General features: G+C 64.1%; 1 protein-coding gene. It reads left to right on the top strand.

Annotation, left to right across the window (positions count from 1 at the left end):
* Positions 1–122: 122 nt before the first annotated feature.
* The gene (locus QK291_RS18955; protein WP_282384399.1) at positions 123–1,553 is read left to right on the top strand and encodes an IS1380 family transposase; all 1,431 of its coding nucleotides are present in this window, start codon (positions 123–125) and stop codon (positions 1,551–1,553) included.
* The last annotated feature ends 170 nt before the right edge of the window (positions 1,554–1,723 follow it).

Genomic DNA, 1,723 nt, shown 5'->3' with positions numbered 1-1,723 from the left:
TAGCCCCAGGTTTTCATGGCGGGTCCGTCGGGATGGCGTGTTAATCAGGGAAAGGGTGCTCTGAACTGGGAAAATAGTGGTTGTCGAGACCGTTATTTGCCGAGCGAGGGAGCACCCTTTCGATGCAGAAGTCTACCGCTGTTTTTCCGTCCCTGCCGGTCAGTTTCACCGGCCAGTCGCTGATCTCCCACGCCGGGGTTTCGGTGCTCACCGGCTTCATGGACGCGCTGGGTTTCGGCAGGCTGTGTGAGGACAGGCTGGGCCAGTTTGTTCCCTCTGGCGCGAAGCACCGGCCGGGCCGGCTGGTTGGTTCTTTGGCCGCGATGCTCGCCGCCGGAGGCGAACACGCCTCGGACCTGGACATCCTGCGTTCCTCACCGGGGGTCTTCGGTCAGCTGCCCTCGAACGCGACCGTGTCACGGTTCTTCGAACGCACCGTGGTCAACCCGGAACTGTTCAGCTACGGATTCGAGACCCTCACCCGGGAATTGCGTACCCGGGCCTGGGAGGCCGCCGGGGACCGGAACCCGGCACTGGCCGCGACGGCCGCGGACCCGCTGATCATCGATCTCGACGCGACGCTCGTGACCTCGCACTCGGATAAGGAAAACGTCGCCGGCACATACAAGGGTGGCTACGGGTTCGCCCCGTTCATCGCCAGCTTCGATTACGGCGGCGGAAAAGGTTCCGGGGAGATCCTCGCCGCCGTGCTGCGGCCCGGCAACGCCGGAGCGAACAGCGCCGAGGACCACATCCGGGTCTTCCACACGGCCGCAGCCCAACTGCCCGACGTGCTCTTCAACGACGCCGGAGCCCTGGCCGGGGAGAAGGTCCTGGTCCGTACCGACAGTGCCGGTGCATCACGGAAATTCCTCTGGCACCTGCACAGCCTGGGCGTGCAGTTCTCCACCAGCTATACCCTCCCGTTCGGCAAGGCGCACATGATCGACTGGATCAGCGACAAAGAGCACTGGCAGCCGGCCCTGGACCAGTCCGAAAACGACCGGAACGATGCGTGGGTCATCAACGCCACCGACGTCATCCCGCTCACCGATTACCCGCCGGGCACCAAACTGTTCCTCCGCGCCGAGCCGCTGCACCCCGGCGCGCAGCCGACCCTGCTCGATGCCGACGGGCACCGCATCACCGCGTTCCTGACCAACTCCCCGCGCTGGCACGGGCCCTTCCTGGACGCCAGACACCGCGCCCGCGGCCGGTGCGAGAACCGGATCAAAACCCTGAAAAACACCGGTCTGGGCAAGTTGCCGTTCTTCGATTTCGCCGCAAACCAGGCCTGGGCAAACATCGCCGCCCTGGCCCTCAACCTCGTCTCCTGGATCCAGCTCGCCGCTCTCCCGGACGGGCACCACGCCAAGGCCTGGGACATCAAACGCTGGCGCTACCGGCTCTTCGCAACCGCCGGGAAAATCATCACCCGCGCCCGCCGCAACCAGCTCCTGCTCTCGGAAACAGCCCCGGAAAAGGATCTCCTGAAACTTCTCCTGGAGAACAATGCCCGGCTTAACAAAGGCATCGTTCGTTCTACCGGCTGATCGTGAACCTCATCCTGTCCCAACGAACAGCACGATCACCCGGAAGTGGAACCGGCGCCAATCCAGGCGAACCAACAGGCCACACCAGACTGCCCGAAAACAGAAAACAACCGCCCATCAGCCGCGGCCACAAATCAGCGGCCATCAACGAGCATCATGAAAAATCGGGG

The sequence above is a fragment of the Arthrobacter sp. AL12 genome, from assembly GCF_029960645.1.
GTDB lineage: Bacteria > Actinomycetota > Actinomycetes > Actinomycetales > Micrococcaceae > Arthrobacter.
This window is presented reverse-complemented; position numbering and strand designations above follow the sequence as displayed.

Excerpts from the sequence above, each read along its gene's own strand:
- QK291_RS18955 (WP_282384399.1), top strand. The coding sequence starts at position 123 with ATGCAGAAGTCTACCGCTGTTTTTCCGTCCCTGCCGGTCAGTTTCACC.